This window comes from Streptomyces sp. NBC_00045 (genome assembly GCF_045041095.1).
In the GTDB taxonomy this organism is placed as follows: domain Bacteria; phylum Actinomycetota; class Actinomycetes; order Streptomycetales; family Streptomycetaceae; genus Streptomyces.
On record NZ_CP108271.1, the window covers coordinates 5,297,531 to 5,312,838 of the forward strand.

At 71.3% G+C, this 15,308-nt stretch carries 16 protein-coding genes; 9 read left to right on the forward strand and 7 right to left on the reverse strand.

Going from position 1 to position 15,308, the window contains the following annotated elements; translation table 11 throughout:
• Positions 1-47: 47 nt before the first annotated feature.
• Together OHA65_RS24990 and OHA65_RS24995 are read right to left on the reverse strand one after the other, a co-directional pair.
• The gene (locus OHA65_RS24990; RefSeq protein ID WP_329314488.1) at positions 48-1,244 is read right to left on the reverse strand and encodes a globin domain-containing protein; all 1,197 of its coding nucleotides are present in this window, start codon (positions 1,242-1,244) and stop codon (positions 48-50) included.
• Positions 1,245-1,329: 85 nt separating this feature from the next.
• Entirely contained in the window at positions 1,330-1,785 is a 456-nt protein-coding gene (locus tag OHA65_RS24995; RefSeq protein ID WP_328763630.1) for an Rrf2 family transcriptional regulator, read from the reverse strand.
• 181 nt (positions 1,786-1,966) lie between these two features.
• On the opposite strand from OHA65_RS24995, the gene OHA65_RS25000 reads away from it, so the two are divergent.
• The 5 genes from OHA65_RS25000 to OHA65_RS25020 all read left to right on the forward strand — a co-directional run bounded on the left by OHA65_RS25000 (position 1,967) and on the right by OHA65_RS25020 (position 6,205).
• Positions 1,967-3,373 (forward strand): family 2B encapsulin nanocompartment shell protein, encoded by a 1,407-nt coding sequence (locus OHA65_RS25000; RefSeq protein WP_405762450.1) that lies wholly within the window; start codon positions 1,967-1,969, stop codon positions 3,371-3,373.
• Positions 3,374-3,433: 60 nt separating this feature from the next.
• On the forward strand, positions 3,434-4,510 hold the full coding sequence (locus OHA65_RS25005; protein ID WP_329314490.1) for a family 2 encapsulin nanocompartment cargo protein polyprenyl transferase: 1,077 nt from the start codon (positions 3,434-3,436) through the stop codon (positions 4,508-4,510).
• 133 nt (positions 4,511-4,643) lie between these two features.
• Positions 4,644-5,258 carry a GNAT family N-acetyltransferase gene (locus OHA65_RS25010; protein ID WP_405762453.1) on the forward strand — a complete coding sequence of 205 codons (615 nt, stop codon included), beginning with the start codon at positions 4,644-4,646 and terminating at the stop codon, positions 5,256-5,258.
• 90 nt (positions 5,259-5,348) lie between these two features.
• Positions 5,349-5,933 (forward strand): dihydrofolate reductase family protein, encoded by a 585-nt coding sequence (locus OHA65_RS25015; RefSeq protein ID WP_327285357.1) that lies wholly within the window; start codon positions 5,349-5,351, stop codon positions 5,931-5,933.
• Between the two features lie 38 nt (positions 5,934-5,971).
• Positions 5,972-6,205, forward strand: coding sequence for a hypothetical protein (locus tag OHA65_RS25020; RefSeq protein ID WP_327285358.1), 234 nt, complete (start codon positions 5,972-5,974; stop codon positions 6,203-6,205).
• Between the two features lie 12 nt (positions 6,206-6,217).
• On the opposite strand, the gene snpA is transcribed toward OHA65_RS25020, so the two are convergent.
• A complete protein-coding gene (gene snpA, locus OHA65_RS25025; RefSeq protein ID WP_328763632.1) occupies positions 6,218-6,889 on the reverse strand; it encodes a snapalysin in 672 nt (223 codons plus the stop codon).
• A gap of 208 nt (positions 6,890-7,097) precedes the next feature.
• On the opposite strand from snpA, the gene OHA65_RS25030 reads away from it, so the two are divergent.
• From OHA65_RS25030 to OHA65_RS25040, 3 genes are all read left to right on the forward strand, one after another.
• Positions 7,098-8,030 (forward strand): LysR family transcriptional regulator, encoded by a 933-nt coding sequence (locus OHA65_RS25030; RefSeq protein WP_327285361.1) that lies wholly within the window; start codon positions 7,098-7,100, stop codon positions 8,028-8,030.
• Positions 8,031-8,481: 451 nt separating this feature from the next.
• Positions 8,482-9,399, forward strand: a complete 918-nt coding sequence (locus OHA65_RS25035) for a DUF4097 family beta strand repeat-containing protein (protein WP_405762454.1) — start codon at positions 8,482-8,484, stop codon at positions 9,397-9,399.
• Between the two features lies 1 nt (position 9,400).
• A complete protein-coding gene (locus tag OHA65_RS25040) occupies positions 9,401-10,321 on the forward strand; it encodes a helix-turn-helix transcriptional regulator (RefSeq protein ID WP_328763634.1) in 921 nt (306 codons plus the stop codon).
• Between the two features lie 8 nt (positions 10,322-10,329).
• On the opposite strand, the gene OHA65_RS25045 is transcribed toward OHA65_RS25040, so the two are convergent.
• The 4 genes from OHA65_RS25045 to OHA65_RS25060 all read right to left on the reverse strand — a co-directional run bounded on the left by OHA65_RS25045 (position 10,330) and on the right by OHA65_RS25060 (position 13,816).
• Entirely contained in the window at positions 10,330-10,890 is a 561-nt protein-coding gene (locus OHA65_RS25045) for a Clp protease N-terminal domain-containing protein (protein WP_328763636.1), read from the reverse strand.
• Positions 10,890-11,099 (reverse strand): helix-turn-helix domain-containing protein, encoded by a 210-nt coding sequence (locus OHA65_RS25050; protein ID WP_008741547.1) that lies wholly within the window; start codon positions 11,097-11,099, stop codon positions 10,890-10,892. The genes OHA65_RS25045 and OHA65_RS25050 overlap by 1 nt, the downstream gene beginning before the upstream one ends.
• A 92-nt stretch (positions 11,100-11,191) precedes the next feature.
• Complete coding sequence (locus tag OHA65_RS25055) at positions 11,192-12,154, reverse strand: zinc-binding dehydrogenase (RefSeq protein ID WP_405762456.1); 963 nt, start codon at positions 12,152-12,154, stop codon at positions 11,192-11,194.
• 459 nt (positions 12,155-12,613) lie between these two features.
• Positions 12,614-13,816, reverse strand: coding sequence for an NADP-dependent malic enzyme (locus OHA65_RS25060; RefSeq protein WP_371644759.1), 1,203 nt, complete (start codon positions 13,814-13,816; stop codon positions 12,614-12,616).
• Positions 13,817-14,339: 523 nt separating this feature from the next.
• Between OHA65_RS25060 and OHA65_RS25065 the strand changes: the two genes are divergently transcribed.
• Positions 14,340-15,299, forward strand: coding sequence for an ABC transporter substrate-binding protein (locus OHA65_RS25065; RefSeq protein ID WP_327285367.1), 960 nt, complete (start codon positions 14,340-14,342; stop codon positions 15,297-15,299).
• The last annotated feature ends 9 nt before the right edge of the window (positions 15,300-15,308 follow it).

Genomic DNA, 15,308 nt, shown 5'->3' on the forward strand with positions numbered 1-15,308 from the left:
CGGCCCACTCGTCACGGCAGTTGAGGCAGTTGCGCCAGTCGCTGTGGTTACGCGGAGGCCAGCCACAGGTCCGGGCCGAACACCTCGTAGTGGATGTCCGATGCGGGCACGCCCTTGGCGAGCAGCTGCGCGCGCACGGTCCGCATGAAGGGGAGCGGCCCGCACAGGTAGGCCGTGGTGCCCGGGTCCACCTGGACGTCCGCCAGGTCGAGGAGGCCCTCGCCGTCGCCGGGCTCGGCGTCGGCCTCGTACCAGAAGTGGGCCGAGGCGTCGGCCAGCTTGTGCGTCAGCGCCCGGTGGTCGTCCCGCAGCGCGTGGTCGGCGGGGGAGCGGTCGGCGTGCAGGACGGTCACCCGGGCGGCGTGCCCGGTCTCGGCCAGGTGTTCCAGCATCGACAGCATCGGGGTGCAACCGATCCCGGCCGAGGCGAGCAGGACCGGCGCGGCGGAGTCCCTCAGCACGAGGTCGCCGTACGGGGCCGAGACCCGCAGCGTGTCGCCGGTCGCGATCCGGGCGTGCAGGTGGTTCGAGACCTCGCCGTCCGGGCCCGCGGCGGCCGGGCCGTGGACCCGCTTGACGGTGATCGCGTGCACGGCGGAGCCGGGGCCGCGGGAGAGGCTGTACTGGCGTATCTGGCGGGCGCCGTCGGGCAGTTCCACCTGGACGGAGACGTACTGGCCGGGCTTGAAGGAGGGGGCGGGGGCGCCGTCCGCCGGAGCCAGGTGGAAGGTGGTGCAGTCCGCGGTCTCCTCGATGCGGCCGGCGACCGTCCAGGTGCGCCAGACATCCCCGGCGAGGACCTGCTGCTCGGCGTAGAGCCGCTCCTCGATGGCGATCAGGGCGTTGGCCATCAGCCAGTAGACCTCGTCCCAGGCCTCGGCCACCTCGGGGGTGACGGCTTCGCCGAGGACGTCGACGATCGCCGAGAAGAGGTGGTGGTGGACGACCGGGTACTGCTCGCGGGTGACGCCGAGGGAGGCGTGCTTGTGCGCGATGCGGTGCAGCATCACGTCCGGGCGGGTGTCCGGGTGGGCCACGAGGTGGGTGGCGAAGGCCGCGATGGAGCCGGCGAGGGCCTGCTTCTGGAGACCGGCCTTCTGGTTGCCGCGGTTGAACAGGTCGCGGAGCAGCTCGGGGTGGGCGGCGAACAGCTTCGTGTAGAAGAGGTCCGCGATGTCGCCGATGGCCGCGCCGACGGCGGGCAGGGTGGCTCGTACGGTCTCGGTCGACTTCTCGGACAGCATCCGGTGCTCCTAATTGGTATGTGAGATGCGTATTTTTGGATGTGGGTGCACCCGTTCGAAGCGGGGTGCGTGGGCGCCCCCGGGTTCAGGCGGTCCCGGTCCGCCCCGGCGGCCCGCTCGACAGGCCCAGCAGTACCGGGCCGGTGGGCGCCGCGACGAGGTCGTCCACCGTCAGCGGGTCCAATGCGGCGAAGAAGGCCTCCTGGGCCCGGCGCAGCGCGCCCCGCAAGACGCAGGCGCCGCGCAGCGGGCAGGGCGTGCTGCCGTCGCAGTCCACGACGTCGCCCGCACCCTCCAGTTCGCGGACGACCCCGCCCACCGAGGCGGCCCGCCCGGCGGCGGTCAGGGCGAGCCCGCCGCCGCGCCCGCGCCGCGCCTCGACCAGGCCGAGGTGCTGCAGCTTGGCGACGACCTTCGCGGTGTGCGTGTACGGGACCTCCATGGTCGCCGCCACGTCCCGCGTGGTCGGGAGGTCCGCGTCCTCGACGGCGAGGCGCATCAGGACGCGCAACGCCAGGTCGGTGAATCGGGTCAGCCGCATGGCCTCACTCTAGAAAACTCGCATCTGCGATGCAACTTAAGTTCCACGCAAGAAGAGGTGAACCACAAAGGGTGCCCACCCCCGAACGGAGTAGTCCCACCCTTTTGTGTAATGGTCCCACCACGTTCCGTACTGGAAGGCTGCATCCCGCAGATCCATGGAGTGATCGAAAGGGATGCACATGTCGGTCCAGGCAGGTTCCGAATCTGAGGTCGGGACACCACAGCGGAGTCTTGCGACAGCGGCCGCGCGGAACTTGGCAACCACGACCAAGTCGGCGCCGCAGATGCAGGAGATCACCTCCCGGTGGCTCCTGAAGATGCTCCCGTGGGTGTCCGTGCAGGGCGGCACGTACCGGGTGAACCGGCGACTGAGCTACTCCGTCGGCGACGGACGCGTGGAGTTCATCAAGACCGGGACCCAGGTCCAGGTCATCCCGGCCGAGCTCGGCGAACTCCCGCTGCTGCGCACCTACGAGGACCTGGACGTGCTCGCCGAGCTCGCCCAGCGGTGCCGGCAGGTCGACTTCGAGGCCGGTCAGGAACTGACCTCCTTCGGCAGCCCCTCCGACAGCGTGTTCCTGCTCGCGCACGGGCGCATCGACCAGATCGGCCCCGGCCCCTACGGCGAGGACGCCGTCCTGCGGACCGTCGCCGACGGCGCCTACTTCGGCGAGCACTCCCTCGCCGACGAGGAGGCCATCTGGGAGTACACCGCCCGCGCCGCCACCTCCGGCACCGTGCTCGTCCTGACCCGCCAGGACTTCCGGCTGCTCGCCGACCGGGTCGACTCGCTGCGCGAGCACGTGCAGACCCAGCGCTCGCTGCCCGCCCAGCGCACCAACGACTACGGAGAGGCCGCGATCGACCTCTCCGCCGGCCACCAGGGCGAAGCCGTCCTCCCCGGCACCTTCGTGGACTACGAGGCCAAACCGCGCGAGTACGAGCTCTCGATTGCACAAACGGTCCTGCGGGTGCACACGCGCGTCGCCGACCTCTACAACCAGCCGATGAACCAGACCGAGCAGCAGTTGCGGCTCACGGTCGAGGCGCTGCGCGAGCGCCAGGAGCACGAGATGCTCAACAACCGCGAGTTCGGCCTGCTCCACAACGCCGACTACGACCAGCGCATCCAGCCGCACGACGGCGGGCCCGGCCCCGACGACATGGACCAGCTGCTCAGCATGCGCCGCGGTTCCGACATGTTCCTCGCCCACCCCGCCGCCATCGCCGCCTTCGGCCGCGAGTGCAACAAGCGCGGGTTGTACCCGGAGACGATCGACGTCGCCGGCACCCGGGTGGCGTCCTGGCGGGGAGTGCCGATCTTCCCGTGCAACAAGATCCCGATCAGCGACGCGCGGACGACGTCCATCCTCTGCATGCGCACCGGCGAGGACGACTCCGGCGTCATCGGCCTCCACCAGCCCGGCCTCCCCGACGAGATCGAGCCGAGCGTGTCGGCGCGCTTCATGGGCATCAGCGAGCAGGCGATCACCTCGTACCTGGTCACCGCCTACTTCTCCGCCGCGGTACTGGTGCCGGACGCGCTCGGCATCCTGGAGAACGTCGAGATCGCCCGCTGGAGCTGAGCGGCCGGCCGGGCACCACCGGGGATCGGGATTTCGGGGATCGGGGATCGGGGACACGCCATGGGCACCACTGAGGCGATCACGACCGGCGAGGGGCAGGAGGCCGCGGCCCTGCTGGAGCGGACAAGAGAAACGGTCAACCCGGAACTGCGCCGCACGGTCGAGAGCCTGCCGGGTTCGATGCGACGCGTGGCGATGTACCACTTCGGCTGGGAGCAGGCGGACGGCACCCCGACCGCGGGCTACGACGGCAACGCGGGCAAGGCCATCCGGCCCGCGCTCGTGCTGGCCGCCGCCCGGGCCCTGGGCGGCATCCGGGGCGACGACGAGGACGGCAAGGCCGCCGAAAGCGCCGTGCGGGCGGCGGCGGCCGTGGAGCTGGCGCACAACTTCACGCTGCTGCACGACGACATCATCGACAAGGACACCAAGCGGCGGGGCAGGCCCACGGCCTGGACCGTCTTCGGGGTACCGGACGCGATCATCACCGGTGACGCGATGATGGCGCTCGCGCTGCGGCTGCTCGCGCAGGATCCGCATCCGGCCTCCGCGGAGGCCTCGGCGCGGCTCTCGGCCTGCATCATCGAGCTGTGCGCCGGCCAGCAGGCCGATTGCGCCTTCGAGCAGCGGCCGTACGTCTCGCTCGACGAGTGCCTGACCATGGCGACGGCCAAGACCGGGGCCCTGCTGGGCTGCGCCTGCGCGCTCGGTGCGCTGTACGCGGGCGCCGGGCCGGACGAGGTCGACACGATGGACGCCTTCGGGCGGGAGGCCGGGCTGGCCTTCCAGCTGATCGACGACCTGATCGGCATCTGGGGGGATCCGGGCCACACCGGCAAGCCCGCCGGGGCCGATCTGATCGCCCGCAAGAAGTCCCTCCCGGTCGTGGCCGCCCTCACCTCGGGCACCGCGGCCGGCGAGGAGCTCGCGGCCCTGTACGCGGGGCCCATGACGGAGGACGAGGTGCACAAGGCCGCCGCGGCCGTGGACCGGGCCGGCGGGCGCGACTGGGCGCAGGCCCATGCCGCGGACCGGATGGGCCGGGCGGTGCAGCTGCTGTCCCGGGCCGTACCGGACCTCGCGGCGGCGGGCGGGCTGCTGGCGCTGGCGGAGTTCGTCACGCGGCGCACCCGGTGAGCCCGTAGCGCGCAGGAGGGCGTGCGCAAGTCCCGTTCCGGCACTGCATGGTGCCGGAACGGGGCTTTCCGCTGTTCGGGGTCAACTCTAGGATCGCTGGCGGTAGTTGAAACGCGAGCGAAGGGTGTGACCAGTGGCGCTGGAGATACGTCAGGCGGATCAGTCGGACCGGGACGCGGTGGCGCGCCTGCTCGACGAGGCCTTCCGCACCGACCCGGTGAGCAGCTGGGTCTTCCCGGACCCGGAGCACCGGGCCGCGGTGCACGGCCGGTTCCTGGGCGTCTTCGTGGACGTGGCACTGGCCGAGGGGCGGATCGACTACGCGGTGGACGGTTCGGCGGCCGCCCTGTGGATGCGGGTGCCGGAGGGGGAGCCGGAGGGGGAAGCCGCCGAGGACGACGTCCCGGCGAAGATGCGGGCGGTCGCCGACCCCGACAACGAGCGGTGCGAGTTGGTCGGCCGGCTGACGGGGGCGGTGCATCCGACCTCCGAGGAGCACGAGTACCTGCTGATGATCGCGGTCGCCCCGGGCCGGCAGGGCGAGGGGCTCGGGACCGAGCTGATGCGGCCGGTGCTGGAGCGCTGCGACCGCGAGGGCGTGGCGGCGTACCTGGAAGCGAGCAGCGAGCGCAGCAAGGGGCTGTACGAGCGACTCGGCTGGGAGTTCACCGGCGAGCCGGTGCGGCTGCCGGAGGGGCCGCTGATGTGGCCGATGTGGCGCAAGCCGCAGGGGTCGGCGGCGTCCTGACGGCGAACACCCTTGCGTGACCACTGCAAGCACAGTACTTTGGCCGACGTGTCCCGGAGCGGTGACACCGACCGACGAAAGAGATTTCGCTTGCGCAAGCTGACGTACTTCATCGCCACCACCGTCGACGGCTTCATCGGAGCCCCGGACGGCGACGGCGATTTCTTCTACAGCTCCCTGGACCCCGAGTTCGTCGGGTTCCTCGCGGCCGAGTACCCCGAGACCATCGCCGCCCAGGGGCGCGTGCACCTCGGGCTCGCCGACACCCCGCCGAAGCGCTTCGACACGGTCCTGATGGGCCGCAACACGTACGAGCCGGGCCTCAAGGAGGGCGTGACCAGCCCTTACGGCCACTTCGCCGATCAGTACGTCGTCTCGCGCTCGATGACCGCCTCGCCGGACCCGGAGGTGCAGCTGATCAGCGGCGACCTCGTGGCCCGGGTGCGGGAGCTGAAGGCCCGGGACGGGCTCGACATCTGGCTGTGCGGCGGAGCCGACCTCGCCACCCAGCTGATCGACGAGATCGACGAGTTCATCGTCAAGACCTACCCGTTCTTCGCCGGCACCGGCATGCCGATGTCCCGCGCCGGATTCGGGGTGCGGCCCCTGGAGCTGACCGGCGTCCGCGGCTTCAGCGGCGGCCAGGTCGTGAGCTCGTACGCCGTCAAGCGCTGAGACCGGCCGAACGGCCGAAACCGGCCTACCGTGGAGGTATGGCCGGTGAACAGCACCAACAGCACGACCGGCGCCACACGCACCCGCATGTCGAGGCGGTGACTCCGCAGACCGCGCACGAGCAGCTCGCGTGCCCGGTCTGCGGGCGCCCCGTCGAAACCGTCATCCGGCGGCGCAAGTCGCTGGGGATCTTCATTCCGGAGTGGGTGCCGGGTCCCTGTCGGAACCCGGACTGCGCGCAATACGTACCCGAGGTGGGAAAGATCCCCTAGCCCTTCGGCTTCCTAGCCCTTCGTCCCCAGACCCGACGCGGCCAGCCCGTTGCGCCACAGCTGGTCCACGCGCGAGCGCTCCGTGCCGTTCGGGTAGGCGTTCGTGCACGAGGTGCCGGGGCCTCCGCCCGACATCAGCTCGGAGCACGGGCCCGAGTAGTGGTCCGGCAGTCCCAGCACGTGGCCGGTCTCGTGCGCGGTCACCCGGGTCGAGTTGTACTGCTGGTTCTGCTGGTAGTCGAGGAAGATGTAGCCCCGGCCGTGGCCGTCCGTGCTCGCGTAGGAACCGCGCGAGTCGTTGCCCTCGTAGTACGAGAAGTTCCCGCCGGAGGACACCTCCTGGAGCTTCACGTTCGAGACCGAGCCGTTCCATATCTGCGCGGAGCGGGATATCTGGCTGCGGAAGCTGGGCGCGTTGCGCGTGTTGTACGTGACGGTCACCGCGAGGACGCCCGGGTTCGCGGCGCGCTGCTCGGCGACCGAGCGCTGCACGGCCTCGAAGAAGGCGCGGTTCGCGGCCTGGTTCTCCTGCGAGCGCTCGTACGCCGCGTAGCTCGCGGCATTGCCGGCGGGTGCGGAGGCGGGGGCCGCGCTGGCGGTGGGGACGACGCCGAGGGCGGCCACGAAGCCGAGGCCGATGGTGGCGGCCAGCATGGCCTTGCGGGACATACGGGAGTGGCGCATGTGGGGGAGCTCCTACTCATCCGGTGCGGGGGGTGGGTCGTTCGGTACCGGAGTCTGCGGGAGCCGGAGCGGTCGGCGGATGATGTCAGCCACCGATAGCGCCGCCCTATCGGGAAGATTTCGGAAGGTCAACTTCCGTGAGAATGGCGGGATTAGATGGGGTATCAGTGGCTGGTGCGGTCCACTGGCACCGGCCTACCCTCGGGACATGGAGCTTGAGGTGAGGCACCTGCGCGCACTGTGCGCCATTGCCGACGCCGGCAGTCTGCACAAGGCCGCGCGGCAGCTCGGCGTGAGCCAGCCCTCCCTCACGACGCAGCTGCGTCGCATCGAACGCGCCCTGGACGGCGAACTGTTCCTGCGCGAGCGCACCGGCTGCCGGCCCACCCCCTTCGGCCGCACCGTCCTCGGCCGGGCCCGCCCGCTGCTCGACCAGATGGCCGCGCTCGTCGCCGAGGCGAGGGCGCTGGCCCGGGGGCCGCGGCTGAACATCGGTTCCACCGCGAGCCGGGCCCTGCCGGGATGGCTGCGCAGGATCCACCGCAGGCTGCCCGACACCGAGACCTCGCTGGTGGTGGACGTGTCCGCCAACGCCCTGCTACGGATGGTGGCTTCGGGGCAGCTGGACGTGGCGTTCGTCCACGAGGTCGAGGGCAGCTCCCTTTGGGTGCCCGCCGGGCTGGAGCTGCGGGTCCTGATGGAGCGGGAGCCGCAGTTCGTGTCGATGTCCCGGGACCATCCCGCGGCGCGCAGTCCGGTGGTCCGGTTACAGGACCTGGCGGCCGACCGGTGGACGGTCGACCCCTCCGTGGACGGCGAATGGGACGGCCTGCGGCGGGTGTTCGCGGGGGCCGGGGTGGACCCGCCCGTGCTGCACGCCGACTACCACACCGCGACCTCACTGATCATCTCCGGCGAGGCGGTGGCCCCCTGCCAGCCGACGTCGGGGCCGCGCGAGGACATGGCGATCCGGCCGCTGTCCGGGGACCCGCTGGCGGTCCGGCTGCTCATGGCCAGCCGGCCGGGCGCGCATGCCGAGACCTTCGAGGACCTCCGGGCGGCGTACCGCGAAGCCGCGCTCAGGACGCCGCCGTACCGCGCCTGGCTCCACCACAACGAGAGCCCGCTGCTGGCGGCTTAGGCGCGCGCCAGTCGTCGGTGGCTCCCCAGGGCCAGTGCGGGGGAGGAGAAGGCGGAGCGCGCGTCACCGCCCCGCCACCAGACCCCGACGGCGAAGAGGGCGGTGGCCTCCAGGAGCGGCGCCCGGGAGAGTCCGCCGCAGGGCAGCGGGGTGCAGCCCGTGCCGGTGATGAGCTCGGTGGTGAGCCGTACGCCCTCCGGTGCGTCCGCTGCGGGTGGACTACGCGCTGACGGAGGCGGGCGCGGCTCTCCTGGACCCGATCCGCGCGATGGGTGCCCGGGCGGCCCGGTACGCGGAGGTGGTCGTCGCCCCCCCAGCAACGCCGCGCCCCGGACCCCTCCGGCTGCGACGGCCCAGGCGGACCCGGGACGGGAGCGGTCTTGACTTCGCGCGACCGCGATATATCGTGTTAGCCAGAAGACGCGATATGTTGCGTGCCTGAGGAGGATCCATGGCAGAGCAGAAGACGTGGTCGGTCGCCGAACCGCAGAAGCTCACCTTCGACGAGCCGGTGACCGAGCTCCGCGTCCGTGTCGTCGGCGGCACGGTGAACGTCGTCGCCGACGAGGGTCCGGCCCGGCTTGAGGTCGCCGCGGTCGACGGGCCGCCGCTGTACGTCGTCCAGGAGGGCGGCACCCTCACCGTGTCCTACGAGGACCTTCCCTGGAACGGCTCCCAGAGCTTCAAGCAGTGGTTCGACGGCAAGCCCTGGAAGGCCTGGTCCGGCTCCGGCCGGGGCCGCAAGGCCTGGGAGCGCAAGGCCACCGTCACCCTCACCGTCCCCGCCGCCACGCACGCCCAGCTCGCGGCGGTCAGCGCCGCCGCGGTCGTCTCCGGCATCGGCGGCGGCACCGACGTCCACGGGGTCTCCGGCGACGTCACGCTGGTCGGCCTCTCCGGCAGGGTCAGCGCGAACACCGTCTCCGGCAGCGTCGAGGCCCAGTCCGTCACAGGCGAGTTCGGCTTCCACTCCGTGTCCGGCGGCCTGACCGTCGTCGACGGCGCCGGCGGCAGCGTACGGGCCGACTCGGTCAGCGGCGACATGCTCATCGACCTGGCCCTCGACCCGGCCGCGCCGCACCCGGTGGACATTTCGCTGAACTCCGTGTCCGGGGAGGTCGCGATCCGCCTTCCGCACCCCGCCGACGCGCGGGTGGAGGCCAACACGGCCAGCGGCGGCGTCTCCAACGCCTTCGACGACCTGCGCGTATCCGGCCAGTTCGGCGCCAAGCGGATCACCGGCACCCTGGGCGCGGGCACCGGAACCCTGCGGGCCACCACCGTCTCGGGTGGTATCGCCCTGCTGCGCCGCCCGGCCTCCGACGCCCCGGCCGGCGCCCCCCTCGTGCTCGACAAGAAGGTGCTCTGACATGCCGCCCGTCTTCGCCCACGGCCGCCTCCGCCTCTACCTGCTCAAGCTGCTGGACGAGGCCCCGCGGCACGGGTACGAGGTGATCCGACTGCTGGAAGAGCGTTTCCAGGGCCTGTACGCGCCCTCCGCGGGCACGGTGTACCCGCGGCTGGCCAAGTTGGAGGCCGAGGGGCTGGTCACGCACGCCACCGAAGGCGGGCGCAAGGTGTACTCCATCACCGAGGCTGGCCGCGCCGAACTGGCCGACCGCGGCGGTGAGCTCGCGGACCTGGAACTGGAGATCCGCGACTCGGTCTCCGAGCTGGCCGCGGAGATCCGCGACGACGTACGGGGCGCGGCGGGCGCCCTGAGGCGCGAGATGCGGGCCGCGGCCTCCGCGACGGCGACCCCGGTCGAGGACGCGTCCTGGGCGGCGGCCAAGGAGGAGCTGCGCAAGGCCAAGCAGGAGTGGAAGGAGCAGGCGCGCCGGGCGAAGGACGAGAGCCGCCGGGCCCGTGAGGAGGCCCAGCAGGCCCGCCGCCAGGCCAAGGAGGCGCAGGAGCGGGCGCGCGAGGAGGTCGTGCGGATCGCGGGCCAGCTCCAGGAGCAGTTCGCGAAGTCCGGCGGGATGCTGGGCAGTCTGGCCGGCAGCTGGCTCGGCGGTGCACCGACCGGTACGGCCGGCGCCGGTCCGGCCAGTACCGGTACGGCCGGCAGCGGTGCGGGGGCCTTCACGGCCGCCGACCCGCACTGGGCCGAGGACCTGACACCCACCGGCGACCCGGCCCGGGACCTGGACCGGCTGCTGGACCGCTTCCGCGACGACGTCCGCGACGCGGCCCGCGACCACGGCGTCACCCCGGGCGTGCTGGCCGAGGCCCGCGCCCACCTCGCGGCGGCCGCGGGCCGTCTGGCCGAGACGCTCCGGCCCTCGCGATAGATCGCGAGTCAGGCCGCCAGGCCCGTCTCGGCCGCCGCGTACGTGACGCCGTGGTCCGCCAGGACCTCGGCGGCCGTACCCGGACGCGAGAGCAGGGCGAGCAGCAGGTGCAGGGTGGCGATGTGGCGGTCGTGGCGACCCAGTGCGATGCGCAGCGACTGCTCCAGGGTCTTCTTCGCGCCCTGCGTGAACGGGACGTGGCGGCTTTCCGGCTCCGGGCGGCCCAGTGCCGAGCGGAGCGAGGAACCCAGCGTCCGCCGGCGCGGGGCCGCGGCGGTCAGTGCGCCTTCGCCGTGGGTCTCCTCGACCCGGGAGAGGACCGCGGTGAGGTCGATGCCGAGGTCCGCGAGGGCCTCCTCGTCGGCCCGGGACATCCCGCCGCGACGGCGGGCCGCGGCGAGGTCCGCCGCCACCGCGGCGCGGTCGACGCCCAGCGGGTCGAGCGCCCCCAGGTCCAGCAGGGCGAGGAGCAGGTGCTCCTCGGTGACCGTGGCGGCCCCCGTCCGCCGGGCCTCGGCCACGGCTCCCGTCACGGCGTCCCGGGCGTCCCGCGTGAAGCGTTCGAACATCAGACCCTCCCGTGCTTCTTGTGTACGGCCTGCCGGCTCACGCCCAGCTCTGCCGCGATCTCCTGCCAGGACCACCCCTGCGCGCGGGCACTGCGCACCTGTACGGCCTCCAGCTGCTCCAGCAGCCTGCGGAGGGCGGCCACGGCACGCAGGCCCACGCGAGGGTCGCGATCACCGGCCCGTTCGGCGAGATCGGTTGCTTCCGTCATGTCTGTCAATTTAGGTTGACGAGCGGCCCGTGTCAATCGTCGTTGACAGATGAGGAGGGGCAGACGGGGAGGGGAGGAGTGCCGGCGTTCCGCTACACCGTCAGGACGATCTTGCCGAAGAGGTCGCCCGCCTCCAGCTTCGCGAAGCCCTCCCGCGCCCGGTCCAGCGGCAGGACCTCGTCGATCACCGGCCGCACCCCGGTCGCCGCGCAGAAGGCCAGCAGGTCTTCCAGCTCGTCCTTCGATCCCATCGTCGAGCCGACCACCTTGAGCTCCAGGAAGAAGATCCGGGTCAGTTCGGCGTGCGCGGGGCGGTCCCCGCTCGTTGCGCCCGAGATGACCAGGGTGCCGCCGGGGCGCAGGGACTTGATCGAGTGCGACCAGGTGGCCGCGCCGACCGTCTCGATCACCGCGTCCACCCGCTGCGGCAGTCGCGCGCCCGGCTCGTACGCCTCCACCGCGCCCAGCTCCACCGCCCGCTTGCGCTTGGCCTCGTCCCGGCTGGTGGCGAAGACGCGCAGGCCCGCCGCTTTGCCGAGCACGATCGCGGCGGTGGCGACACCGCCGCCGGCGCCTTGGACCAGCACCGAGTCGCCGGGCCGTACGCCCGCGTTGGTGAAGAGCATCCGGTACGCCGTCAGCCACGCCGTCGGCAGGCAGGCGGCCTCCTCGAACGACAGCTCGGCGGGCTTGCGCAGGACGTTCCAGGCCGGGACGGTCACCTGTTCCGCGAAGGTGCCCTGGTAGCGCTCGGTCAGGATCGAACGGGGCTCGTCGGGGCCGACCCCGTGGCCGCTCTGGCCGATCACGGAGTGCAGGACGACCTCGTTGCCGTCCTGGTCGATGCCGGCGGCGTCGCAGCCGAGGATCATCGGGAGTTTCTCCTCGCCGAGGCCGACCCCGCGCAGCGACCACAGGTCGTGGTGGTTGAGGGAGGCGGCCTTGACGTTCACGGTCACCCAGCCGGGGCGCTCCTCGGGGGCCGGGCGCTCGCCCAGCACGAGGCCGCTCAGCGGCTGGTCACGGTCGATTCGGGCGGCGTAGGCAGCGAACATGCCGCGACGCTACCGCCCGGTAGCCCGGTGGGCCAGCCCTGCCGGGGCTCTGTGGGTGAGGCCTTCGTCGCACGGCGGCCTGCGCGGGCGGGTGGCCGTGGGCGGGAACCGGGTGGGGGTTCCCGTGCGTCTCATGAGGGCCGGGCGCGGCCTGAGCGGAACCATTCGTTGCGCGCTCAACCATGCGTTCCACGTGGGGTCTTGCGTGGTGCGGCAGGGTGAAGCGGAACGTCAGGATCAAGCCGCGGAGGGCGGTAGGATTCAGGCCATGCGGTCCGGCTCGCCATGTGCCTGTCATTTGTTGGCCGCATTCCCATTGACGAAGCGTCAGCTTCATTGAGGCGCTGAGGCGGAGCATCCCCTCCCGGTTCGGGGGCGGGGAGGGTGTGCCCGAAAAACAGGAGAGGGGCCCGGCCGGATGAACATCCGGCCGGGCCCCTCTTTCCGTCAGCTGCCCGGTCAGACCAGGCGGGCCACGCCGTCGGCCTTGGCGGCGGCGGCGACCGCGGCCGCGACGGCCTCGGCGACGCGCTCGTCGAACGGCGACGGGATCACGTAGTCGGCGGCGAGCTCGTCACCCACGACACCGGCGATGGCGTCGGCGGCGGCGATCTTCATGCCCTCGGTGATCCGGCTGGCGCGGACCTTCAGGGCGCCCGCGAAGATGCCCGGGAACGCCAGCACGTTGTTGATCTGGTTCGGGAAGTCCGAGCGGCCCGTAGCCACGACCGCCGCGTACTTGTGCGCGACGTCCGGGTGGACCTCCGGGTTCGGGTTGGCCATGGCGAAGACGAAGGCGTCCTTCGCCATCGAGGCCACCGCCTCCTCGGGCACCGTGCCGCCGGAGACGCCGATGAACACGTCCGCGCCGTTCAGCGCCGCTTCCAGGGAGCCGGTCTGGCCGGTCTTGTTCGTCAGGCCCGCGATCTCGGCCTTAACGTCCGTCAGGTCGGAGCGGTCCGCGGAGACGACGCCCTTGCGGTCGGTGACGCACACGTCGCCGATGCCCGCGTCCACGAGGATCTTGGCGATGGCGATGCCCGCCGCGCCCGCACCCGAGATCACGGCGCGCAGGTCGCCGAGCGTGCGCCCGGTCAGCTTCGCGGCGTTGCGCAGGGCGGCCAGCGTCACGATGGCCGTGCCGTGCTGGTCGTCGTGGAAGATCGGGATGTCCAGGGCTTCCTGGAGCCGGCGCTCGATCTCGAAGCAGCGGGGGGCGGAGATGTCCTCCAGGTTCACCCCGCCGAAGGACGGCGCGAGGCGGATGACCGTCTCGACGATCTCGTCCGTGTCCTTGGTGGCGAGCGCGATCGGCACCGCGTCCACACCACCGAACTGCTTGAACAGGATGGCCTTGCCCTCCATCACGGGGAGGGAGGCCTCGGGACCGATGTCACCGAGTCCGAGCACCGCCGTACCGTCGGTGACGACGGCGACCACGTTGGACTTCCAGGTGTACTCGTTCACCAGCTCGGGCTGCTCCGCGATCGCGCTGCAGACCTTCGCCACGCCCGGCGTGTACGCGAGGGACAGGTCGTCCTTGTTCTGGACCGGCACCGTGGCCTGGATGGCCATCTTGCCGCCCCGGTGCAGCGCGAACACCGCGTCGGGGTTGTTGTCCGTCGCGCTGTCGCTGCGAGGATTGACGATCTCCGCTGCCACTTTCTTGGCCCCTTAAGTCTTTGAATCGTTGAGGGTGACCACACCTGGTTAAGGGGTGGGCGGGCACCGCGTCCGTACTCCGCATCGACGGTTGGCCCGTCTCCGCGAAGGGGAGGTTCGTACGCGCGGGCGCGCCGCACGCGCGCCCTGAGCCCCGGATGAGGGGTGTAAGGATCCGTTGTACCCGAAGAACGCTCGCTCAGACGAGTCGATTCCTGCTCGACTGTAGACCGCTTGTCCTGTTTTTGGCGAAAGGTCCAAAGGTCTCTGTCCAATGGGCGAGACGGGCCGCAAATAGTCCGTCAAAAGGGCCAGGTCGCAGGGGTTCCTGCGGCCATGAAGCCCCCATTCCGCAGTCCTGTTGGGTACCCACACTCGCCCGTTATCCGATTTTGACCTGACGAACTGCCTGAATGCGTCAGTCCGAATGGCAAGATGCCGTAATCACACGAGGTCGCGACACTCGAAGGTGCGTGCCGACCGCTCTCGGATGCTTTCCCCAGCCACCCGGAGGAACCAGCTCATGACCGCTAGCACCACCCGTCGTACGACCGCCGCCCGGTCCCGGATCGCCGCGGTCGGTGCGATCGCGGTCACCGGCGCCCTGATCCTCACCGGCTGTGGTGACCAGACGGACAAGGGCTCCTCGTCTACCCCCTCCGGCGGTACGTCGAAGGACAGCTCCGCCCCGCTCTTCTCGGCCCTGCCGAAGAAGATCCAGGACGCCGGCGTCATCAAGATCGGCACGGACTCCGCCTACGCCCCGATGGAATTCGTCGAGGGCGGCAAGATCGTCGGTGTCGACCCCGACATCGCCGAGGCGCTGGGCAAGCAGCTCGGTGTGAAGATGCAGTTCACCGCGGGCACCTTCGACGGCCTGATCACCTCGATCTACACCGGCCGCGAAGACGCGATCATGTCGTCGATCACCGACAACAAGCAGCGCCAGGAGGGCCTGGACGACAAGGGCCAGAAGATCGGCAAGGGGATCGACTTCGTCGACTACTTCTCCTCCGGCCTCTCGCTCCTCGTCAAGAAGGGCAACCCCGAGGGCATCAAGTCCCTGGACGACCTCTGCGGCAAGACGGTGGCCGTCCAGCGCGGCACCACCTACGAGGACGCCTTCAAGGCCCAGGCCGAGAAGTGCGGCGACAAGAAGCTCACCATCCAGGCCTTCGACACCGACGCCGAGGCGCAGACCCGCGTCAAGGCCGGCGGCGCCGTCGCCGACCTGAACGACTACCCGGTCGCCGCCTACACGGTGAAGACCTCCGGTGGCGGCAACGACTTCGAGATCGCAGGCCAGCAGAGCGGCGTCGGCCTCTTCGGCATCGGCGTGAGCAAGGACAACAACCAGCTCCGCGACGCCCTCAAGCAGGCCCTGGACGCCGCGATCAAGGACGGTTCCTACGGCAAGGCGCTGGAGAAGTGGAACGTGCAGGACAGTGCCGTCAAGTCCGCGACGGTCAACGCAGGTCAGTAAGTCCCGCGC

Coding starts and splice junctions, on each gene's coding strand:
- OHA65_RS25055 (WP_405762456.1), bottom strand. CDS start 12,154: ATGTTCGCTGCCTACGCCGCCCGAATCGACCGTGACCAGCCGCTGAGC.
- OHA65_RS24995 (WP_328763630.1), bottom strand. CDS start 1,785: ATGCGGCTGACCCGATTCACCGACCTGGCGTTGCGCGTCCTGATGCGC.
- OHA65_RS25020 (WP_327285358.1), top strand. CDS start 5,972: ATGGCCGGTGAACAGCACCAACAGCACGACCGGCGCCACACGCACCCG.
- snpA (WP_328763632.1), bottom strand. CDS start 6,889: ATGCGCCACTCCCGTATGTCCCGCAAGGCCATGCTGGCCGCCACCATC.
- OHA65_RS24990 (WP_329314488.1), bottom strand. CDS start 1,244: ATGCTGTCCGAGAAGTCGACCGAGACCGTACGAGCCACCCTGCCCGCC.
- OHA65_RS25045 (WP_328763636.1), bottom strand. CDS start 10,890: ATGTTCGAACGCTTCACGCGGGACGCCCGGGACGCCGTGACGGGAGCC.
- OHA65_RS25035 (WP_405762454.1), top strand. CDS start 8,482: ATGGCAGAGCAGAAGACGTGGTCGGTCGCCGAACCGCAGAAGCTCACC.
- OHA65_RS25030 (WP_327285361.1), top strand. CDS start 7,098: ATGGAGCTTGAGGTGAGGCACCTGCGCGCACTGTGCGCCATTGCCGAC.
- OHA65_RS25050 (WP_008741547.1), bottom strand. CDS start 11,099: ATGACGGAAGCAACCGATCTCGCCGAACGGGCCGGTGATCGCGACCCT.
- OHA65_RS25040 (WP_328763634.1), top strand. CDS start 9,401: ATGCCGCCCGTCTTCGCCCACGGCCGCCTCCGCCTCTACCTGCTCAAG.
- OHA65_RS25065 (WP_327285367.1), top strand. CDS start 14,340: ATGACCGCTAGCACCACCCGTCGTACGACCGCCGCCCGGTCCCGGATC.
- OHA65_RS25000 (WP_405762450.1), top strand. CDS start 1,967: ATGTCGGTCCAGGCAGGTTCCGAATCTGAGGTCGGGACACCACAGCGG.
- OHA65_RS25005 (WP_329314490.1), top strand. CDS start 3,434: ATGGGCACCACTGAGGCGATCACGACCGGCGAGGGGCAGGAGGCCGCG.